Annotated in this window: 16 protein-coding genes; 10 read left to right on the forward strand and 6 right to left on the reverse strand. The window is 56.2% G+C overall.

Translation table 11 applies throughout. The features are described from left to right. Positions 1–175 precede the first annotated feature (175 nt). The 6 genes from panB to EZJ17_RS04485 all read left to right on the forward strand — a co-directional run bounded on the left by panB (position 176) and on the right by EZJ17_RS04485 (position 5182). Positions 176–970 carry a 3-methyl-2-oxobutanoate hydroxymethyltransferase gene (panB, locus tag EZJ17_RS04460; protein WP_067439161.1) on the forward strand — a complete coding sequence of 265 codons (795 nt, stop codon included), beginning with the start codon at positions 176–178 and terminating at the stop codon, positions 968–970. Positions 971–1140: 170 nt separating this feature from the next. After that, the gene (locus EZJ17_RS04465; protein ID WP_064087876.1) at positions 1141–1923 is read left to right on the forward strand and encodes a DeoR/GlpR family DNA-binding transcription regulator; all 783 of its coding nucleotides are present in this window, start codon (positions 1141–1143) and stop codon (positions 1921–1923) included. A gap of 206 nt (positions 1924–2129) precedes the next feature. After that, on the forward strand, positions 2130–2549 hold the full coding sequence (locus EZJ17_RS04470) for a hypothetical protein (protein WP_082888192.1): 420 nt from the start codon (positions 2130–2132) through the stop codon (positions 2547–2549). A 301-nt stretch (positions 2550–2850) separates the two neighbouring features. Continuing rightward, a complete protein-coding gene (locus EZJ17_RS04475) occupies positions 2851–3159 on the forward strand; it encodes a FeoA family protein (protein WP_067444756.1) in 309 nt (102 codons plus the stop codon). Positions 3160–3179: 20 nt separating this feature from the next. Further along, positions 3180–5042: a ferrous iron transporter B gene (gene feoB, locus EZJ17_RS04480; protein WP_067444758.1), complete on the forward strand. Its 1863-nt coding sequence runs from the start codon at positions 3180–3182 to the stop codon at positions 5040–5042. Between the two features lie 8 nt (positions 5043–5050). Next, positions 5051–5182: a FeoB-associated Cys-rich membrane protein gene (locus tag EZJ17_RS04485; RefSeq protein WP_082887630.1), complete on the forward strand. Its 132-nt coding sequence runs from the start codon at positions 5051–5053 to the stop codon at positions 5180–5182. A 211-nt stretch (positions 5183–5393) separates the two neighbouring features. On the opposite strand, the gene EZJ17_RS04490 is transcribed toward EZJ17_RS04485, so the two are convergent. Continuing rightward, positions 5394–5621 carry a hypothetical protein gene (locus tag EZJ17_RS04490; RefSeq protein WP_151086233.1) on the reverse strand — a complete coding sequence of 76 codons (228 nt, stop codon included), beginning with the start codon at positions 5619–5621 and terminating at the stop codon, positions 5394–5396. Positions 5622–5764: 143 nt separating this feature from the next. Then, on the reverse strand, positions 5765–7069 hold the full coding sequence (locus EZJ17_RS04495; protein WP_151086235.1) for a homoserine dehydrogenase: 1305 nt from the start codon (positions 7067–7069) through the stop codon (positions 5765–5767). A gap of 277 nt (positions 7070–7346) precedes the next feature. On the opposite strand from EZJ17_RS04495, the gene EZJ17_RS04500 reads away from it, so the two are divergent. The 3 genes from EZJ17_RS04500 to EZJ17_RS10880 all read left to right on the forward strand — a co-directional run bounded on the left by EZJ17_RS04500 (position 7347) and on the right by EZJ17_RS10880 (position 8383). Continuing rightward, a complete protein-coding gene (locus tag EZJ17_RS04500; RefSeq protein ID WP_067439146.1) occupies positions 7347–7709 on the forward strand; it encodes an Mth938-like domain-containing protein in 363 nt (120 codons plus the stop codon). A 41-nt stretch (positions 7710–7750) separates the two neighbouring features. Beyond that, positions 7751–7984 (forward strand): TonB-dependent receptor, encoded by a 234-nt coding sequence (locus tag EZJ17_RS10875; protein WP_231868022.1) that lies wholly within the window; start codon positions 7751–7753, stop codon positions 7982–7984. 87 nt (positions 7985–8071) lie between these two features. Continuing rightward, positions 8072–8383: a hypothetical protein gene (locus tag EZJ17_RS10880; RefSeq protein ID WP_346265218.1), complete on the forward strand. Its 312-nt coding sequence runs from the start codon at positions 8072–8074 to the stop codon at positions 8381–8383. Here EZJ17_RS10880 and EZJ17_RS04510 read toward each other — a convergent pair. The 4 genes from EZJ17_RS04510 to EZJ17_RS04525 form a co-directional block, all read right to left on the reverse strand. Continuing rightward, positions 8362–11448: a DNA translocase FtsK gene (locus EZJ17_RS04510; RefSeq protein WP_151086237.1), complete on the reverse strand. Its 3087-nt coding sequence runs from the start codon at positions 11446–11448 to the stop codon at positions 8362–8364. The genes EZJ17_RS10880 and EZJ17_RS04510 overlap by 22 nt on opposite strands. 244 nt (positions 11449–11692) lie before the next feature. Beyond that, positions 11693–12526: a pantoate--beta-alanine ligase gene (gene panC, locus EZJ17_RS04515; RefSeq protein ID WP_067439134.1), complete on the reverse strand. Its 834-nt coding sequence runs from the start codon at positions 12524–12526 to the stop codon at positions 11693–11695. A gap of 113 nt (positions 12527–12639) precedes the next feature. After that, positions 12640–13014 carry a YkvA family protein gene (locus EZJ17_RS04520; protein WP_067439131.1) on the reverse strand — a complete coding sequence of 125 codons (375 nt, stop codon included), beginning with the start codon at positions 13012–13014 and terminating at the stop codon, positions 12640–12642. Between the two features lie 58 nt (positions 13015–13072). Next, on the reverse strand, positions 13073–13549 hold the full coding sequence (locus EZJ17_RS04525; protein ID WP_067439125.1) for a SixA phosphatase family protein: 477 nt from the start codon (positions 13547–13549) through the stop codon (positions 13073–13075). A gap of 370 nt (positions 13550–13919) precedes the next feature. Here EZJ17_RS04525 and EZJ17_RS10555 point away from each other — a divergent pair, with 370 nt between their 5' ends. Then, positions 13920–14243: a UbiA family prenyltransferase gene (locus tag EZJ17_RS10555; RefSeq protein WP_067439122.1), complete on the forward strand. Its 324-nt coding sequence runs from the start codon at positions 13920–13922 to the stop codon at positions 14241–14243. The last annotated feature ends 83 nt before the right edge of the window (positions 14244–14326 follow it).

Consider the following 14326-nt stretch of genomic DNA (forward strand, 5'->3'; position numbering starts at 1 on the left):
CCAGCAGGGCGGGCAGGAGGAGGGCGGTTTTCTTCATAAGCGTTTTCCTGTGGATTGGGATAGGGTGATTATAGGGAACGGCTATGCCGAAGGCTACCTGAAAACACTTCGGGTTTGCCTGCGCTAAGGTTTTCAGGTAGCCTTGCGCGCCATCTGATCGTGAAAAGGAAATGCCGTGATTACTGTGAACACTTTGCGCAAAATGAAGCGCGAGGGCGAGAAAATCGCCATGCTCACCTGCTACGAAGCCAGCTTTGCCGCGCTGATGGATGCGGCGGGGGTGGATATGCTGCTGGTGGGCGATTCGCTGGGCATGACGGTGCAGGGGCAGAAATCCACCCTGCCGGTGAGCCTGGCCGATATGTGCTACCACACGGCGGCGGTGGCGCGCGGCAGCAGCAATGCGCTGATCGTGAGCGATTTGCCGTTTGGTGCCTACCAGCAGAGCAAGGAGCAGGCTTTTGCCGCTGCGGCCGAACTGATGGCGGCAGGGGCGCATATGGTGAAGCTGGAAGGCGGCGCCTGGATGGCGGAAACCACCGAGTTTCTACAGCTGCGCGGCATTCCGGTGTGCGCGCACATCGGGCTCACGCCGCAGTCGGTGCATGTGTTCGGCGGCTATAAGGTGCAGGGTAAGGGCGATGTGGCGGCGCAGGCATTGCTAAACGATGCACTGGCGCACGAGAAGGCCGGTGCGGTGGTGGTGCTGATGGAATGCGTGCCCGCCGCTTTGGGCAAACAGATTACCGAAACGCTGGCCTGCCCCACCATCGGCATCGGCGCGGGTGTGGATTGCGACGGGCAGGTGCTGGTGATGCACGATATGCTCGGCGTGTTCCCCGGCCAAACGGCGAAGTTTGTGAAAAACTTCATGTATGGACAGGATAGCATTCAGGCGGCGGTGGCGGCTTATGTGCGCGAAGTGAAAGAGAAAACCTATCCTGCGCCGGAGCATACCTTTGCAGCTTGAGGCAGGCTAATAAAGTGAGGCTACCTGAAAACGCAGCGCCGCTTTTGCCAAGCTGAATTCGGATTGCCTTGCCATTGTTTTCAGGTAGCCTCGCGATTGAGCCAAAAGGCTACCTGAAAACCTTAGCCAAACCATTCCAATTTCTAATCAACAAAGAAGATAGAGCAACCATGCCGCACCGCACCCCCCGCCGGCAGAAAATCGCCCGGCTTGTGCACGACCACGGCTTTATGTCGGTGGAAGAGCTGGCGCGCAGCCTAAACGTGACCCCGCAAACCATCCGCCGCGACATCAACGTTTTGTGCGAACACAATATCCTGCGCCGCTACCACGGCGGCGCCGCGCCCGGCAGCAGCGTGCAAAACGAAGACTACGACACGCGCAAAAACAAGCTGCAAAGCGAAAAAGCCCACATTGCCGACCTGATTGCCGAGCACATTCCCGACAACGTTTCTCTGTTTATGAGCATCGGCACCACCATCGAAGCCGTGGCGCTGGCGCTGGTGAAAAACCATAAAAATCTCTGCATCATCACCAACAATATCCACGTTGCCTCCATCGTGTCCGGCCGGCCGGACTACACCGTCATCATCACCTCCGGCGTGGTGCGGCCGGTGGACGGCGGCATCACCGGCGTAGCCACCATCGATTTCATCAACCAATTCAAAGTGGATTACGCCATCCTTGGCGCCTCCGGCATCGAAGCCGACGGCTCGCTGCTCGATTTCGACTATAAAGAAGTGAGCGTGATGCAGGCCATGATGGCCAACGCCCGCCACTGCTACCTGGCCGTGGACCACAGCAAATTCGGCCGCAATGCCTTGGTGCGCATAGGCGATGTAACTGAATTTCACGCCCTGTTCACCGATGAGCCACCCAGCGCCGGCCTGTGCAAAAAACTGGACGATGCCGGCGTGCGCTGGCATCTGGCGGCCAAAGAAGGGGAAGAATAGGGCGGCAGGCTACCTGAAAGAGGTTCGGCATAAATTTTCAGGTAGCCTTTAGTTAAACCGATACGGCTACCTGAAAGCCAAGCTTCAATAAAGTGAAAATGCCGTGTGATGATTGAAAAAACGGTATTCATGCCGCAATAAACTGGCGGCTGCACCAGCTTTGCAGTATATTTTGCCTAAATTGATTTTGTTACGGAGAACACACCATGTCGATATTGAAAAGGCCGGAAGAAGTGATTATGGCGGTGCTGGGCGCGCTGTTTGTGGTGCTGACTTATGCGACGGTATCCTATTTCGGCGCGCAGGGGCAAACCGCGCTGCTGGTGGCGGTGCTCACGCTGATTGTGCTGCTGCCGGCGTTTTTGCTGTGGCAACGCAACCGCGCAGCTTGGCTATGGCCCTGCCTCCTCGGCCTGCTGGCAGCTTGCTGGTGGCCGTATTTCGATGCCCGCGGCGAGCAATTGCTGCCGGTGGGCTTGTTGCAGCAGGATGCGGCCGCCGCAGTTTCAGCCTTGCCTTGGTATGCGGGCTGGACGTTTAAGCTGATCTTCGCCGCGCTACCGGTGTTGGTGGGGTATGGATGGATAGTGTATCGGCGGTATTATCGGAAGAAAAAACCGATATAAACATAGCCGGAATTTGAATAGGAAAAAGGCTACCTGAAAATTTAGCTTCGCAGAAATTTTGCTGCATTGCGTTTTCAGGAAGCCTTTTTGTTTTGCCTTTCATATCAAATCATCTTGCCTTGACCAGGAAAATCGTTCTTTTTTGATTTGGCACAATAATTTACTTAATAAAACTAGAATGATAGCAGTTTCCAATTTGAGTTCTATATTAATAAGATTTATTATCACAGTAAACCTAGGCAAGGAATAATCAAAACAATTTCTTTCTAGGCCTCCTAACTCCGCTCCAGAAAGCCCAACTATGTCCACCACTCCACTCTCTCAGCTGCGCAAAGGCGCGGTTGCGCATATCGATTCCATTGTCCCCAATCCCGTGTTCGGCGAACTCGATGCCTTGGTGTCGCGCCGTTTGGCGGATTTGGGCTTTTCCGGCGGCATGCCTTTGCAGGTGATTGCCGTGGGCGGCTTCGGGCGCGGGCCGTTTGCGGTGCGCTTGGGCAACCAGTCGCAGTTTTCGCTGCGGCACGATGAGGCGGGGAAGATTATGTGCCATTTGGTTGATGCGGAACAAAAGCAGCCTGCACATGGCAATCAGATGGAAAAACAGTAGAAAAACAATAAGGAACAACGATGGAACTGAGCTATTTCGCCCTCATCGGTGCGCCGAACTGCGGCAAAACTGTTTTGTTCAACGGGCTTACTGGTTCGCATGCCAAAGTAGCCAACTATCCGGGCGTAACGGTGGACAAGCGCGAAGGCGCGTTTTTGGACGACGAAGCCGTGCGCATTGTCGATTTGCCCGGCACATACAGCCTGCGCACCACCAGCCCAGACGAAGCGGTGGCGAAAGATGTGGCAGTGGGCAAACTCGGCATTCCGCCTGATGCCATCATTGCTGTGGCCGACGCGACCAACCTGCGCATGACGCTGCGCATGATTTTGGAACTGAAAACGCTGAAACTGCCGATGGTGGTGTCGCTGAACATGAGCGATGTGGCGCAGCGGCGCGGGTTGAATATCGACGCGGCGAAACTGAGCGAACTGTTGGGTGTGCCCGTGCTGGAAACCGTGGCCGTGAGCGCATCGGGCGTGCAGGCGGTGCGCGAAGCGGTGGCGCAGTTACCGCGCAAACGCTCGTTCCCCGCCAACCCTGCCTCTGCTGAACGCACGTTGGACGAATTGGACAGCGATGTGCTTTATCATGAAGTCGAATCCATTTTGGCACAAGTGGTGCGCACGGAAATGACTTTGCCCGCCTGGCACAAAAAATTGGACGAAATCGTTCTGCATCCTGTGTGGGGCGTGGTTTTGCTGATGGTCATCCTGTTTATGGTGTTCCAAGCGGTGTACACTTGGGCCGCGCCGATTATGGAAGCCATCGAAGGCGGTTTTGGCTGGCTGGGCGAATGGGTGGCCGCCAATATGCAGCCCGGCATTTTGAACGATTTAATCGTGAACGGCGTGATTGCCGGCACGGGCAGCGTGCTGGTGTTCCTGCCGCAGATTACCATCCTGTTCGCCTTCATCCTGCTGCTGGAAGACTCGGGCTACCTGCCGCGCGCCGCATTTTTGCTGGATAACGTGATGGCGAAAAGCGGCTTATCCGGCCGTTCGTTCATTCCGCTGCTGTCCAGCTTTGCCTGTGCCGTGCCTGCCGTGATGTCCGCCCGCACCATCCACGACCCGCGCGAACGGTTGGTCACCATCGCCGTTGCTCCGTTGCTGACCTGTTCCGCGCGGCTGCCCGTGTACGCGCTGATTATCGCCGCCGTCATCCCCAACCAAACCGTGCTTGGCATATTCAATCTGCAAGGGCTGACGCTGTTTGTGCTGTACATTGCCGGCATCCTGTCGGCGGCACTGGCAGCGTATATCATGAAACGGTTGGCGCGGATTAAGGGCAACGTGCAGCAGTTCCCGCTCTTGATGGAACTGCCCACCTTCCGTATGCCCAACTTCAAACACATCCTGACCAGCCTGTGGGACAGGGTGAAAGCCTTCCTGAAGCGCGCCGGCACGATTATTTTCGCGCTGACTGTGATTCTGTGGGGCTTGGTCAGCTGGCCTGCGCCGCCCGAAGGCGCAACCGGCGCGGCAATCGATTACAGCCTGGCCGGTATGCTCGGCCACGCCATCCAGCCGCTGTTCGCCCCGCTGGGCTTCACTTGGGAAATGTGCATTGCCATGATTCCGGGCATCGCCGCGCGAGAAGTGGTCGTGGCCGCGCTGGGCACGGTGTATGCCGTGGGCGCATCGTCTGAAGACGCGGTGCAGAACGCGCTGATTCCGATTGTGCACACCAGCTGGGGCTTGTCCACTGCCTTCGCCTTTCTCGCCTGGTATGTGTATGCCCCCATGTGCGCCGCGACTTTGGCAGTTATCAAGCGTGAAACCAAATCTCTGAAACACACTGTTATGGTTACAGGCTATATGTTCGCACTCGCCTACCTCGCGGCCTTTATCGTGTATCAAATTACTTCAAGGATATTATGATAATTCAAATGCAATTTATTATAGTCGCCATCATCATGCTCGCCTGTGTGGTGTTCCTGCTGCGGAAGTTTGTGTTTAAACCAAAAAAAAGGAAACCTGATTGCAGCAGCGGATGCGGGAAATGCGGGGGCTGTGGGTAAGATTGTTGTTTAGTTGATTTTGATGTAAGGAAAAGCAGCCTGCATTTTAGATGGGTAGGGTGCAGGGTGTTTGTGGTAAGAAGGCTACCTGAAAAATTTCAGGTAGCCTTCTGCTGTAGCTAAGAACACATTTTTATAAGGGCAGCTTGCCGTCTTAAAAAAAGTTACTTGAATCTTCCAGGTAGCCTTTAATCTGGCCAAGCTCTCATTTTCAACGCCCGGTATACACAGCCAGGCATTGTTCTTGCTGTTGCAGGAAGGCTTCGCTGCCGCCGAGTTTGTCTAACTGCTGTTTCGGTGAAAGCTTCGGCAGGCTGCGGAGATCTTCCGTCGTGCTGAATTTTTGCACCGGCTCTTTCCACAGGCAGCAGCAGTAGGGTTCAAGCACGCGCTCGCTTTGGCCGGGGCAAGGCCGTGTTTGGCCAAGTTGGCTTGCCATTGCGGTACGGCGAGTATATTTTGGACAGGCTTCCACGATGCGAGCGCGGTATGAGGGCAAAGGCGAGTGTCAACACCACCGTTACCACATTCCAACCGATGAGGGGGCAGCGTTTGTGGCGGTCGGATTCATCAGCTTGAATCTCAGCCATGCAGGCTTTCCATGCGCAGCATCATCACGGGCTGGAAAACGTGCTCCAGTGCTTCGATTTTGGCGATAGCGGCCTTGATGTGCTTTTCTTTAGACTGGTGGGTGAGAATCACGATTTCGGCATTTTCGTGATTGATTACGCCTTTTTGCAGAAGAGCTTCGATAGAGATGTCCTGTTCGGCAAGGATGCGGCCGATGTCGGCCACCACGCCAGGTCTGTCTTGTGCCGATACACGCAGGTAGTAGCTACTGGTGATTTCGTTTATCGGCAGCACGGACAGCTCTTCGTTGTTGCGGAAAGCCAAAGGCGGCACACGCTGTTCGTTGGCAGCGTGAATTAGGCGGGCGGTGTCAATGATGTCGGCCACCACGGCGCTGGCAGTGGGGGCTGCACCAGCGCCGGCGCCGTAATACAGGGTCTCACCCACCATGTTTGATTGCACCAGTACAGCATTCATCACACCTTCCACCTGCGCCAGCAGACGGCATTCGGGCACGAGTGTGGGGTGTACACGCAATTCAATGCCTTCTTCGGTTTTGCGGGAGATGGCCAAGAGCTTGATGCGGTAGCCCAGCTCTTCGGCGTAGCGAATGTCTTGGTTTTCCAGCTTGTTAATGCCTTCCAAGTAGCAGTGTTGGAAATTAATCGGCGTGCCGAAGGTCAGCGCAGACATAATGCTCAGCTTGTGCGCCGCATCGTGGCCTCCGATGTCGAAAGTCGGGTCGGCTTCGGCGTAGCCCAGCTCCTGTGCCTGCTTGAGCACTTCGGCAAACGGGCTGCCGTGGGCGCGCATATTGCTCAGAATGAAGTTACTAGTACCGTTGATGATGCCAACCACCGATTTGATACGGTTGGCGGCCAGGCCTTCTCGCAGGGCTTTGATAATCGGAATGCCGCCGGCCACTGCTGCTTCAAACATTACCATCACGTTTTTTCCCGCCGCCAGTGCGAAAATTTCATTGCCGTATTCAGCCAGCAGTTTTTTGTTGGCGGTAACCACGTGTTTGCCGTTTTCGATGGCACACAGCACCACTTCGCGTGCCGTATCCGTTCCGCCCATCAACTCTACCACAATATCTACATCCGCACTGCGGGCTACCTGAAACACATCATCTGACACTATGGTATCCGGCGGACATAATTTGCGGATGCAGCCAGTGTTGTGGCTGGCAGCCATGCTGATACGCACTTCGCGCCCCAGGCGGCGCGTGATTTCCTGCGCGTTTTCCGACAATAATTTGGCCGTACCGCCACCGACGGTACCCATCCCCAAGATGCCAATTCTAATTGGTTGCATGCTGACTCCTTGTTATGATTACGGCTGCGCCAAGCGCCAATTTGCCGTTTTGCTCTGAACATGCCGGCCTGCCATACGGGCGGCCAAGCTGATAAACAATAAAATTAAAATCCGAAAGCGGACAGAAAGCCGCTATCTTAGCTGAAAACCCCGCTTTTTACACCTTTTAATAGAAACACTTACACTTTTAACCACACTGCCTCGAAGCCAAGCGTTTCAATCTCCTTACAGCCTATGCTTTCAGGTAGCCTCCAACCCATTCAAACACAAACAAATTATGCTGATTCAAGAACACCAGCCCGCCTCCGCCTGCCATATCGGCAATTATCAATGCGGCCAAATCGAAATCGACGGCCACATCTACCGCCAAGCCGTATTGCTTGACGGCAGCGGTAGCGTGCAAACCGTCAACCTTCCCTCCGCAGCCGAACTGCAAGCCGCAGACCTAGCCCGCGCCGCCGCAAGTGAGCCCGAAGTAATCCTCATCGGCACCGGCGAGCAGCAACAGTTTTTACACCCGCGCATTGCCGCCGCTGCAAGCGGCATCGGCGTGGAATGCATGCACACCGCCGCCGCCGTGCGCACCTATCTTTTGCTGCAAAGCGAAGGCCGCCGCGTATGGGCATGGTTGTGGCTGTAACGCCACAGGCAAGATAACGCAGCATTTTCAGGTAGCCTCTGATGCACAGCAGGCTACCTGACACCCCTCTCTCTACTTACACTAACGTGTACCAATGGGTCAACCGCGGTAAAGCCGTACTCGCCGGATTCGAAGGCAACGTAACCCTGCCGCTGATTCGCGACAAGCTGAACTTCAGCACCAACTTCACCTATTTCCACCGCAATGAAGAGAAGTTCTACGGCAATTACGTATCGATCGTGCCCAAATACACCATCAGCAGCGCGCTCAACTGACAAATTACTCCCGAATGGGACTTAAACGCCACCTACACCCACTACAGTCGCCAAAAAATCGGCTCTCGGCCCACCCGATTCATCGACGTGTACTACGAAAACGGCGGCAGCAAGCTGAAGGAACACGAATTGGACAGCTACGACGTGTTCGGGCTCAACGTCGGCTACAACTGGAGAGATACTGTCAGCCTGTGTGCCGGGATGAACAACTTGTTCAATAAAACCATCCTGCGCGCCGCCGGTACCTACAATGAACCACTTCTTCTTCAACGCCCGCTATTCGTTTTAAAGGCTGATAGCCAACCCCAATCTATTCAGCCCGGCATGGAAAAAGGCTACCTGAAACTTCAGGTAGCCTTTTTCCAGCTTATCCGGCCCTATGCGCCGTCGTCCAAATGATCTGGCCGGGCGAGGATGGTACGTTTACCATTGGTGTCGGCAGGCGAGACGATACCTTCGGCTTCCATTTGGTCCACCAGGGTGGCGGCTTTGTTGTAGCCGATGCGCAGGTGGCGCTGGATGGAGGAGATGGTGGCTTTCTGCGTGCGCAAAACGATGGCAACTGCTTCGTCGAACAGGGGGTCTTGGCCGCTGTTGCCGCCGATGCCGCTGTTGGCGTTGCTGAACAAATCGTCGCTACCTACGCCGGAGGTGAGGATGTCTTCCACATAGTCGGGTGCGCCGAAGCCTTTGAGGTATTCGGCCACGCGCTGCACTTCGCTATCGGCCACAAAGGCGCCGTGGATGCGCTGCGGGTAGCCGGTACCGGGCGGCAGGAAGAGCATATCACCTTGACCGAGCAGGTTTTCTGCGCCCATTTGGTCGATGATGGTGCGGCTATCCACTTTGGAGGCTACCTGAAAGGCGATGCGTGTGGGGATGTTGGCTTTAATCAGGCCGGTAATCACGTCCACGCTGGGGCGCTGGGTGGCGAGAATGAGGTGGATGCCGGCGGCGCGGGCTTTTTGGGCGAGGCGGGCAATCAGCTCTTCGATCTTTTTGCCGGACGTCATCATCAGATCGGCAAATTCGTCCACGATCACCACGATGTGCGGCAGGTGGATTAAAGGTTCGGTATTGTCGGGAGTGAGGCTGAAGGGGTTGGCCAGCCGTTCGCCGCGGGCGGTGGCATCTTTGATTTTTTGGTTGTAGCCGGCGAGGTTGCGCACGCCGACATGGCTCATTAGGCGGTAGCGTTTTTCCATTTCATTCACGCACCAGGTGAGTGCGTTGGCGGCAAGTTTCATGTCGGTTACCACCGGTGCGAGCAGGTGCGGGATGCCTTCATACACGGAGAGCTCGAGCATTTTCGGGTCGATCATGATCATGCGCACTTCGTCGGGCGTGGCCTTGAATAGCAGCGACAAAATCATGGCGTTCACGCCCACGGATTTGCCCGAGCCGGTGGTGCCGGCCACCAAGAGATGCGGGGCTTTGGCGAGGTCGGTTACCACCGGCTGGCCGGTGATGTCCTGACCCAGCGCGAGGGTGAGCTTAGATTTGCTTTTGGCAAACACTGGTGAGTTGAATACTTCGCTTAGGCGAATCATCTGCCGTTTGGGATTAGGCAGCTCTAAGCCCATACAAGTTTTGCCCGGGATGGTTTCCACTACGCGGATGACAGCCACGCCGAGCGAGCGGGCAAGGTCTTTTTCCAGGTTAATCACCGAGTTGCCACGCACGCCTACATCGGGCTCGATTTCGTAGCGGGTAATCACCGGGCCGGCATAAGCATCCACCACGTTTACTTTCACGCGGAACTCGGCCAGTTTTTCTTCGATTTTGATGCTGTTGTCCAGCAGCTGCTTTTCGCTGAGAGTGGCTTCATTATCGTATTGCGGCGGCAGGAGCAGCTCGTTCATCGGCACATGATAGTGGCCGAAATCGGCATACGATACGGCGGAAACAGTCGAAATCGGCGTGGGCTGCGGCGGCAGGTCGGGCAGGGGAGGGATGCCGGGCGCGGCAGTGGGCGTAGGGATTGCCCACGTGGCTTGCTCCTGGGCTTCGGCTGCCCCTTGCTCTAAGGCTTGCTGCCATTCGTTGCCGTTGTCGAACTCGATGGCGGGTTCGGCAGCCGGTGCTTGCTCGGTGAGCGAGAGGTCGGGACGGAAGTGATATTGGGCACCAGATTGGTCGGCGGTGTCTGAATACGTTTCAGCGGTATCGTCGCTCACAGTTTCAGTTAAGCTCCAAGGCGGGCTGTCTTCAACAGTGCTTTGCGGAGAAAAAAGCGGCGGCTGTTCGGCAGCCGGCGCCGACTCCTCCTCAGCGGGCGGGGCGTCAGGGCTTTCGGGCGCAGCGCCATGATTGAAAGGGGTGAAGCGGGTGGAAATCGGCAGCGGCTGAGTTTGCTGAGGCGGCATAGCCGTCGGCACTTGCGCGCCCTGGCTGTGGTTCACGCGCGCGGCGGCAGGAATCACACTCTCACGCACGGTTTGGCGTTTGAAGCGGCTGCGCTGGCGGTTGGCCGGGGCATCGGTTTTAGCCAGATTAGCCAAAATTTCATCTTCATTGATTACCGGCAAATCAGGCTGCTGCTGGGTGATGACCGGTTGGGGCGCGGGCTGGGGCTGCCTGCGCGCACGCAGGCGCTGACGCAGGAGATTGTTGCGGATGTCGTCGGGGCTGATGGTGTGCCGCTCTTCGGCAGGCTCTTCAGGCGCAGGTTCGGCCACGGGCGGTAGGTGTGCTTGGATTTTTTCGCGCACATACTGCACAGCGGGATCGGCCGGAGTGATTTCTTCGCGCGGCTCGGCAGCGGAAGAGGGGGCTTTTATCGGCCAGTTCAGCACCACGGTTTCCAGCGGTTTGGCTTCGGCTGCTTCGTTTTTATGTAGCATACGCGTGGCCTCGGAAAGAGAAATGATGCTCGACTCGGGTTGGTTTTCTTCGTTTTCGATATTTTCAGGTAGCCTGTGGCGGGTGGCCTCGGCTTCGGTGATAACCGGCAAATTGGCGTCGGGAGCGGATAAATCGTGGATTTCCGGCTCGGCGGCAGTTTTGGCTTCGGTTTCGGTGGTGTGAGAGCTTTCAGCATTTTCAACCTGCTCAGCAGTGGCATCAATGGTGATTTCTGGCAACAGGGCAGTTGCTTCCGTTACGGCCGTTTCTTCTTCGGCGGGGCTGAAAATCGGTAGTTCTTCTTGGTTTTCGCTCACGTTACGGCGGCGTGCTTTTTTCTTCACACTACCGGCAAGCAGCTCGATTTTGCGCTGCAATTCGTCTTGCACTTTTTGATAATGCAGCTTCACTTGGGTTTGCGCACGCTGCGGCAGCACGTTGGGGCGGGCAGGCTGTTGCTGCGGGGTGTTTTCCACTTCGATATCAGTGGATTGCTTGTTGTTTTGGTGCCGGTTGAGATAGGTAAACTCCAGCAGCCATTCGCGCTCTTCGCGCGCACGCCACCACAAGAGCGCGGCGATGCCAGCCAACAACAGAATCAGCAGAAAAACTAAAAACATAAACAGCAGCTCCCGAATTTGGCGCAAAGATTGGTATTTTAACGTGTTTCCCGCCGAAATTAAACCTGGCGGCCTTCGTAAAATTCTCAACTTTGACACATTTCTGCGCGATGCGTTCCCCCGAACACCTGCTTATCTGTAATGATATGTCTGTGCGTTCTGTGATGCTGTCGCTTTGATTGGTGCTCAAATCTAAGGTTTTCAAAGATCTCCGCCCGCAATATGCGGGCGGCAGGATGGCTAATTAGAGGCGGATTTCGATATTGTCGATGAGGCGCGTACTGCCCAAACGGGCGGCGGCCAACACCACCAGTTCGCTGTCGCCAACATGGGCTACCTGAAGATTGCCTGCGTGGCGGAGTTCCACATAGTCCACCTGCCAGCCGGCTTGTTTCAAATTTTCCGCCGCCTGTTGTTCCAGTGCGGCATAGTCGCGGTTGCCGTTTTCCACTGCGCGGGCAATGGCCTGCAATTCGCGGTAGAGCTGCGGGGCTTGTTTGCGTTCGGCCTCGCTCAGGTATTGGTTGCGGCTGGAGAGCGCCAGGCCGTCGGTGGCACGGCCGATGTCCACGGGCACGATTTCCACCCGGAAATTCAAATCGGCAGCCATGCCTTGCAGGATGGCCAGCTGTTGGTAATCTTTTTTGCCGAAGCAGGCGTAATCGGGCTCAACAATGTTGAATAGCTTGGCCACCACGGTGGCTACGCCGCGGAAATGCCCCGGGCGGAATGCGCCGCACAGTTCGTTTTGCAGATGGGGCGGCTCCACGTTGTATTGCTGAGCCACGTGCGGATACAGCTCTTGCTCGCTCGGCGCGAAGAGTATGGCTACGCCTTCGCCGGCCAGTTTGGCGGCATCCTGCTCCAGTGTGCGCGGGTAGCGGTCGAAATCCTCGCCTTGGCCAAATTGCAGGCGGTTGACAAAAATGCTCACTACCACCTTGTCGGCCCGTTTGGCCGCTTCGCGCACCAAGGCCAGGTGCCCTTCGTGCAAGTTGCCCATGGTGGGCACGAATGCTACGCTGCCGGCATCGCGGCGCCAGTTGCGCAGTTCTTTAATGGTATGGATAATTTTCATGGCTGGTTTGCCCTATCAATAAAATGCGGCGCAGTATACTCCGCCATGCTGGGAGAGGCTACCTGAAAATCCTAAGTTATGGTTTCAGGTAGCCTTTCTGGGTATAACCAAGCCTACTTCCGCACCAGCCGTTCTGCCGCGGCACAGGCGCGGATTTTGATTTCCTCCGTCAGATAATCCTTCATCTGCGCGTATACCAGCGTGATCACGGCGATGTCGTCGCTGAAGCCCAGCGGGCCGAGCAGGTCGGGGATGCTGTCGATGGGGCTGACGAAATACACCAGTGCGCCCACGATAATCAGTTTGGCGCGTTTGGGCACGGCGGGCGATTGAAACAGGAAATACAGCGCATACAGCTGCTCCACCACCGGCCGCCCCAGCCGCAGTGCGAAACGGCGCAGTTTGCGCAAAAAGCCGTCTGGCTCGAAACGGCGACGGCGGAATTCCGGCACGAAATCTTCGGGGCGGACAGGGTTGTCTTGATTCATGGCAAACTCCTTGCATTGGATACGGCACAAATGGGCACGGCAGCGGCAGGTTTCAAGTTTAATCTTCCGGCAATAGCAGCTGCGGGGTCATTGCGGCTTTCAGTTTGGCACAGAGCCTGCCGCCTTCATCAACCTTCACGCCAAACCACCAAATGCTGGATTTTTTCACCGACCAATATTGTCCGGCCAGCCAGCCGCCGTTGAGCAGATAGCTGCACAGCTGCCCCAGCCAGGGTTGGTGCCCCACCAGTATCAAATAATCCGCCCCTTTATGCGCGGCAATCAGCGCGGGCAGCTCTTCCACATGGTTAATCGGATTAAGCTCGGGTTTCACGGCATAGGGCAGGCCGAGCGTTTCGGCAGTTTGCCGGCTGCGCAGTGCTTGCGAAGCCCATACTTCCACCCGGCTGTTCAGATATGGGCGCAGCCACCGGGCAGCCGCATCGGCCTGCCGCCGGCCTTTGTCGGTGAGGCTGCGTTCCAAATCGGGTACGCCATCTTCAGCTTCGGCGTGCCGCCATAAAATCAGGTTCATCTTGCCCTCCTTATTCTCTGATAAAATTCGCATCTTAATGCCTGGCAGCCGCAGAGGCTACCTGAAAAGCATGGTTTCAATAACACAAACAAATGACAGCCTTTCCACACACCCTGCCGCCGCTGCTTTGGCAGCCCGAGCCGCCCACCGTTTCCGCCGCCCTGCGCTGCCTGATATGGTGCTGACTGAAGGGTTTGTGCCGGAATTGGTGCGCTTTTTGGCAGAGTAGGGCAGTGCGTTGCAGCAGACGTTATTTCAGGTAGCCTTTTGGCTGTGGAAGAGGCTACCTGAAATAACGCCCCCAAGGACCCTTGTGCCTTTCCTTTCTTACTCTGCACCAAGCCGCCCGCTTGGCTGTTTACTTATAGTGATGCGTGCCGACAAGGCCCATTGGCACGTTGCTTTTGCTGTGGCCGCCTTGTGGGCTCTGTGGATTCTGTGGATGGCCGCCGGTGGCTGCCTGATTTCGGCATTCCTTGTCTTCGTGCTCGACACATTTCTGATACTCAGAGCCGGCTGTGTGATTAATGATTTTGCCGATCGTAATTTCGACGGTACGGTGGCGCGCACCCAAAACTGCCCATTTGCCACCGGCAAAGTGAGCACGCGCAAAGCGCTACTCTTAATACTGGCCTTGTGCGGTAGCTGCCCGCCTATACCTGCAGGCTATGCCACACGTTGTTTGTGCTGCTGATGCCACTACTGGCTGCGCCATTCACGCCCGCTGGCCGTATTGGTTCGCGCTTGTTTATGTGATGTGGCACCAATGCGGCCAAT

Source organism: Eikenella exigua (assembly GCF_008805035.1).
GTDB lineage: Bacteria > Pseudomonadota > Gammaproteobacteria > Burkholderiales > Neisseriaceae > Eikenella > Eikenella exigua.

Bases quoted from the DNA above. Each gene is read 5' to 3' on its own strand.
- EZJ17_RS04475 (WP_067444756.1), top strand. From the start codon at position 2,851: ATGTCCACCACTCCACTCTCTCAGCTGCGCAAAGGCGCGGTTGCGCAT.
- EZJ17_RS04465 (WP_064087876.1), top strand. From the start codon at position 1,141: ATGCCGCACCGCACCCCCCGCCGGCAGAAAATCGCCCGGCTTGTGCAC.
- EZJ17_RS04470 (WP_082888192.1), top strand. From the start codon at position 2,130: ATGTCGATATTGAAAAGGCCGGAAGAAGTGATTATGGCGGTGCTGGGC.
- EZJ17_RS04510 (WP_151086237.1), bottom strand. From the start codon at position 11,448: ATGTTTTTAGTTTTTCTGCTGATTCTGTTGTTGGCTGGCATCGCCGCG.
- panC (WP_067439134.1), bottom strand. From the start codon at position 12,526: ATGAAAATTATCCATACCATTAAAGAACTGCGCAACTGGCGCCGCGAT.
- EZJ17_RS04485 (WP_082887630.1), top strand. From the start codon at position 5,051: ATGCAATTTATTATAGTCGCCATCATCATGCTCGCCTGTGTGGTGTTC.
- EZJ17_RS04490 (WP_151086233.1), bottom strand. From the start codon at position 5,621: ATGGCAAGCCAACTTGGCCAAACACGGCCTTGCCCCGGCCAAAGCGAG.
- EZJ17_RS04525 (WP_067439125.1), bottom strand. From the start codon at position 13,549: ATGAACCTGATTTTATGGCGGCACGCCGAAGCTGAAGATGGCGTACCC.
- EZJ17_RS10555 (WP_067439122.1), top strand. From the start codon at position 13,920: ATGCGTGCCGACAAGGCCCATTGGCACGTTGCTTTTGCTGTGGCCGCC.
- EZJ17_RS04520 (WP_067439131.1), bottom strand. From the start codon at position 13,014: ATGAATCAAGACAACCCTGTCCGCCCCGAAGATTTCGTGCCGGAATTC.
- EZJ17_RS04500 (WP_067439146.1), top strand. From the start codon at position 7,347: ATGCTGATTCAAGAACACCAGCCCGCCTCCGCCTGCCATATCGGCAAT.
- EZJ17_RS10875 (WP_231868022.1), top strand. From the start codon at position 7,751: ATGCACAGCAGGCTACCTGACACCCCTCTCTCTACTTACACTAACGTG.
- EZJ17_RS04495 (WP_151086235.1), bottom strand. From the start codon at position 7,069: ATGCAACCAATTAGAATTGGCATCTTGGGGATGGGTACCGTCGGTGGC.
- feoB (WP_067444758.1), top strand. From the start codon at position 3,180: ATGGAACTGAGCTATTTCGCCCTCATCGGTGCGCCGAACTGCGGCAAA.